The organism is Kordia sp., assembly GCF_045105435.1.
Classification (GTDB): Bacteria; Bacteroidota; Bacteroidia; order Flavobacteriales; family Flavobacteriaceae; genus Kordia.
This window is the reverse complement of sequence record NZ_JBGCDL010000313.1, coordinates 1-5,651: the sequence shown is the minus strand read 5'-3', so window position 1 is coordinate 5,651 and position 5,651 is coordinate 1. Positions and strand designations below refer to the sequence as shown.

Annotated in this window: 3 protein-coding genes; 1 reads left to right on the top strand and 2 read right to left on the bottom strand. The window is 35.2% G+C overall.

All coding sequences use genetic code 11. The annotated features are described in order from the left end of the window. Positions 1–375: 375 nt before the first annotated feature. Positions 376–1,191: a T9SS type A sorting domain-containing protein gene (locus AB8B65_RS16055; RefSeq protein WP_405302286.1), complete on the bottom strand. Its 816-nt coding sequence runs from the start codon at positions 1,189–1,191 to the stop codon at positions 376–378. Positions 1,192–1,224: 33 nt separating this feature from the next. After that, positions 1,225–1,638: a hypothetical protein gene (locus AB8B65_RS16050; RefSeq protein ID WP_405302285.1), complete on the bottom strand. Its 414-nt coding sequence runs from the start codon at positions 1,636–1,638 to the stop codon at positions 1,225–1,227. Positions 1,639–2,277: 639 nt separating this feature from the next. Between AB8B65_RS16050 and AB8B65_RS16045 the strand changes: the two genes are divergently transcribed. After that, positions 2,278–5,651: LamG-like jellyroll fold domain-containing protein (locus AB8B65_RS16045; RefSeq protein ID WP_405302284.1), on the top strand; the 3,374-nt coding region annotated here is incomplete at its 3' end.

Here is a 5,651-nt window from a genome sequence, read left to right as displayed (position 1 = left end):
GAAAAGAAATAGTGTTTACATTTTAGAAAGAATAATATCAGTATTTATTTTTATTGAAAATGCTCCAAATAAAAAGAGAATCCTTAGGGCAAAGGATTCTCTTTTTATTTTTTTAATACAATTTATCAGATTGTCAATACCATACTACTAAATAGTATGATGTAAATATAGTCGTATACTTTTCAAAAAAATTACAAAGTCGATTAATTTGGTCATTACTTTAGGTGAATGGTGTTTTTTGGACGATAATCTACTTGATTTTGGGTTAAAACAGAAAAGTTAAACAACGCAGTTATGGCTACAAATCTTCAAATTTTAAACTTACCTACTGGAAGATTTGAGGGAAATTGACTTATGTTTAAAAGGAACACTTTTTTAATTTTTTATAAGATATTTATTTGAAAAAGTTCCTGACTCGTTCACGATTTTAATAATATAAATTCCGTTAGAAAGTGCTGAAACATCTATATTTTTAGCACTGCTTTCTTTTATTTTTTGACCTTGAATGGTATAAATTTCAGCTTTCTTAAAACCAGTATTCATTTGAATGTTTATAATTGAACTTGTTGGATTTGGATATAGTTTTACTTCATTCTCAATAAATTCAATGTCAGTTGTACTTAAGGTTGCAAAGTCAAACGTACTCATTCCTGAAACGGCTGCTGCGTTAGGATCGACAACATTTACAAATTGTGCTGATCCGTCATTAATCATATCTGCCTGCATAAATGACTTTAAAGGTGTGACCGTAGTTGCCAATGCGGAGTTATTTTCTAAAATTTTTAATTCTCCACTTGTTGGATTGCTATTGACAGTGAATGTAAATATATCAGAATTTGTACCTGCCGATGGTGCCGATAATGATATAGGACTTCCCAATGTTTCTGTAACTAAATATCCGTCAATAGTCGGTAATGCAACATTATTTCCATCAAAAAATGTAGCACTTGCCGCTCCGCCTAGAGAAGATGCCGCTGTAATGGTAACTCCATCTGGAAGCACTATTGTAAATCCGTAACTCTGAACTGAGGTTGCAAAATTACTGGAACTTGCATTTGGTACTGCCTGTACTGTAAAACTATAGCCGCCATTGTGCTGTAAAGTATAGGTATAGCCATCTTGCGCATATACGTTATTTGCAAAGCATGTGTATGCAAATATTAAAAAACTGATTAATATATTTTTTTTCATAATATTTTATTTTCTGATTGTACTATTTAATTTTTAATTTTCTGGAAGTTGTTCTTGAATTTGATAGGTGCTAAAGTTTAAAAAGTTTCCTGGATGTGCCAATACATTTTGTAATATGATCGGTGTATCTGGTGTAGTTCCTGTATACTGCGTATTACCATCCATATTTATATCAAAAGCATTGTAACCAGCAACAACATAGGTTGGGAAATTTAAGAAGTTTCCAGAATCATTTAACACTTCCGACAAGATACTTGGTGCATCAGGTGTGGTTCCAGAATATTGTACTAAGGCATCATTATTTCCATTTCCTGACCACATTCCTACTGAACCGCTTGGCATTCCAAAAGTAGTTTGTGCATCAGTTCCAAAGGTGATTTGATTCGTTGCATCTGTAAAATCTACAACCGAAGTTGTTCCGCTTAAATTATAAGTATTACTGGTCATAATACCCAAGTGATTTCTATGCTTAATTGCTATATGATAATTTCTTAACGTATTGCTTATATTTAGTATGTTAAATAAGGTTTTTAGAGTTTTTTAGAATAGTATAGAGCCTTATATTTGGTAGTACATCTTTCTTGGTAAGCTATATATTTAACCCGTGCAGATAAACAAGCTAAAAAAACTATGAATCCGTATTAAAAAAAGTAACTCACTAAAACGTATTACTACATTATACTTCACAAAGACCTATTAAGTTCAAATCTAATAGCGGTAGTATTCTAAAAGCAAACTACATCTCAATTCAAAGCACTTCTCGATACAATTTTCTCCATTTTATTTCGACTTCTCTCAATGAAACATTCAAAGAATCACTCAAATTAACGTTTGTGATTATTAAGAAACAGATTGCCACACGTTTTTGCAAAACGCTCGCAAAGACATTTCAAAGAAGTCAAACAATCTAACAGCGACAGCGTTCTAAAAGCGAAGCGCATCTAAAAATCCAACAGCGCAAGCAAGTCTAAAAGCTAAGCGTTTCTAAAAACCATTCAGCAAAAAAAACATACAGTTCAGAAATAAAATCAAAAAAAAAGGTGGTTCACCAATGACTTTTGTAGTGTAAAACACAAATTTCAAATTATGAACTCACGATTACTCTCAGTATTCCTATTATTCTGTTCCATTGCATTCGGACAAATTCCCACAAGCGGTTTGCAACGTGCGTACGACTTTACAAACGGAAGTCTTACCGAAGCAGCCAACGGCGAAAACTTTACTCAAAACGGAACAGCACTCACAGCTGTAAACGACAGATTTACAACGGCTACCAATAGTATTTCCCTAAATGGAGATTATTTATCTAGTTCCAATTTTACGTTCTCAGATGTAACAATTTCTTTCTGGATAAAGACAGATATCATTGATGGAAACGAACGTACTATTTTCGATAAAAGTACACGGCCTGGCGCAAGTTTTAATATCAATGGACCAGGATCAGGATTTTTTATTTTCTTGAAAGATGGAAAAATTACAGTCAAAACTTCACGACGTGTCGTAGCAAATAATAATACGGGCGCACAAGGATATGCAATTTCAAACCTAGAATTTGAAGAGTTTGTAGCAAATGATTCGTGGCGACACATAACAATCACGATTAAAAAAGAAGCAACACAATTCAATACAGCTTCTGGACGAAATACATATCCGTTTACCTACAACTATTATGTTGACAACGTTTTGGAGCAAACAAGAGTTGAAAACGTACAAGTTGGCGGAATTTTCTCAAGCCAAGGCATCAACACCGCAGCAAACTTTATGGTTGGTAACAATCAATCAGGAAGTTTAACAGCTCTCAATATTTTTGATCAAACAGTTGATGATATTTACATTTATAATCGTGTATTAACAGCTTCAGAAGTTTCGCAAATTGCAACCGATAACAGTTATACGGTTTGTGAAACGCCAGACATTGCAGACTTTAGCACGTCAAACATCACAGAAAACACAGCAACTTTAGTATTGCCACAAACGGATACTTTTGATGTTGCGTACGGATTATCGTCACAACCATTCAACACACACACAATTGTAAGTGACGTAAACGGAAATGTATTGATCAGTAATTTAGATTTTTCATCAGAATATACCGTTCGTTACCGTAAAAAATGTAGTGGAAACACAACATATAATCCTACTTCTGGATGGTCATTTCCTGCAACATTCCGCACAAAAGGACCTTTATTCGTAAATGTAAACGCCACAGGTTTAAACGATGGTTCGTCATGGGCAAACGCATACACTTCCTTGCAAGATGCATTGGCAACGGTAAATGCAAACGAAGAAATTTGGGTTGCTAGCGGAACGTATACAGCAGATGCAACTGACAGAACGCAATCATTCACAATAAATAATGATGATGTAAAATTATATGGCGGATTTGCAGGAACGGAAACGTCTATCTCGCAAAGAGATATTCCTAACAACGAAACCATTCTTTCAGGAGATTTAATGAACAATGACAACAATGTAATTGAATTTACAGAATCAACGCGTTCAGATAATACACAACATATTGTTCGATTAAATGCAAACTTTACAACTATTGATGGTTTTACCATTAGTGACGGACATGCAATTGGAGCTTCAACAGAAACGGGCGCGGCAATTTATGTGGCAGTAAGCAATCCGTTAGGTTTCAATGTAAACAATTGTATCATTAAAAATAACGTAGCAGATAATGGTACATTTTTTAGAGTATCAAGTCAAGGTGCATATCTAAACGGAACTCGAAATGTAAATGTAACAAATACGGTAGTTGAAAATAATTTAAGTCGTTACGGAACCATTAATTTTACCGCTGCAAATGCCGAAAATACCATTGGAACTTTGTACAACTGCTTGTTTAAAGACAATGTTGTAAAAGACCGATCTGGACCAGCAGGATACGCAGGAAGTGTGGTTTGGGCAGTTTCTAATAGTGTGCCTGCACGTTTAACGATAACATTAAATGTGATCAATTGTACTTTGGTAAACAATCAAGATTTAGGAACCAATAGCGGAATGAGCAATTTTACACGTTCGCCAATTGTAGTTGGAGACAGTGGTTCTACGATGGTTTCAGCTATTTCAAATACAATTGCTTGGAACAATACAACTACGAGCGGAACTACTTCCAGAGCCGTTTCTTCAGGAAATGCTGCCAGTTTGGGAACAATTTTAGTATCAAACAGTATTTCAAACGACGATTTTTCCAATATAGCCGCTGGAGATAAAGTGCTTACAATGAATTCAGATCCATTATTTACAAGTGCAAGCGATTTTACGTTGCAAACAACTTCGCCAGCAAAAGATTTTGGAGACAATTCAAAATTACCAGCGCCACTCAATGTAGATTTGCTAGGAAATAGCCGAATATTTAATGTTGCAGTTGATTTGGGTGTGTATGAATTTGGAGCGACTACGTTTAGACCAATAGTTAATATCCTTGCTACAGACGGAAGTGTTACTACAAATCCAAATCCAACAAATGGTGCGTACGATTTCATGGAAACTGTTTCACTAACGGCAGTTCCAAATGCAGGTTTTGAATTTACAGGTTGGTCAGGCGATCTTTCAGGAAGTACAGCAACCGAACAATTGTTGATGGACAGCAATAAAGCACTTACGGCTACTTTTGCACCAATTCAACGTACATTAACCATTAATTCTGTTGGTGGAAGTATTACAACCAATCCAAATCCTGTGAATGGAACGTATGACAATGGAACGGTTGTGACGGTTACAATCACTCCAAATACAGGTTTTATGTTTGATAGTTGGAGTGGTGATGCAACCGGAAATGCAAATCCATTAACCATTACTATGGATGGCGATAAACTGATTACGGCAAATTATTTAAAAAACCGTGTATTTGTTGATGTAAATGCTTCGGGCGCAAATGATGGAACAAGTTGGGCAGACGCGTATACTTCGTTACAAAACGCATTGGATAACAATCCGATTTCAGATTTTTGGATCAAAGCAGGAACGTATTTTCCAGGAGCTACTAAACTTGATGTTTTTACACTTTTAGAAAACCAAGCATTGTACGGAGGTTTTAACGGAACAGAAACCATGTTGAGTCAGCGCGATCCAGCAATAAATATAACTATTTTATCAGGTGATCTTTTAGGAAATGATGATGGCGTTTTAACCTTTGGAAACAGTACGTATTCAGACAATTCGACTCGAATACTGCAAATTCTTCAAGATGGTGCCATTGTTGACGGACTTACAATTTCGGGCGGAAATGCAAATAGTGGAAATAATAGTTTGAAATCAGGGGCAGCTATTCGAATTATAGAATCGTGCAAAAGTCTAACGATTAACAATGTTATTTTTGAAAACAATCGTGTAGAACGTGGTGGCGTTGTGTATTATTCGCATACGAATTCTCAAACAGGAAACTATGATTATGATTTTACTAATTGTACTTTTAAAAACAACTTAGGTCGTTTTGCAACTGTTTTTTATGG

Bases quoted from the DNA above. Each gene is read 5' to 3' on its own strand.
- AB8B65_RS16050 (WP_405302285.1), bottom strand. From the start codon at position 1,638: ATGACCAGTAATACTTATAATTTAAGCGGAACAACTTCGGTTGTAGAT.
- AB8B65_RS16055 (WP_405302286.1), bottom strand. From the start codon at position 1,191: ATGAAAAAAAATATATTAATCAGTTTTTTAATATTTGCATACACATGC.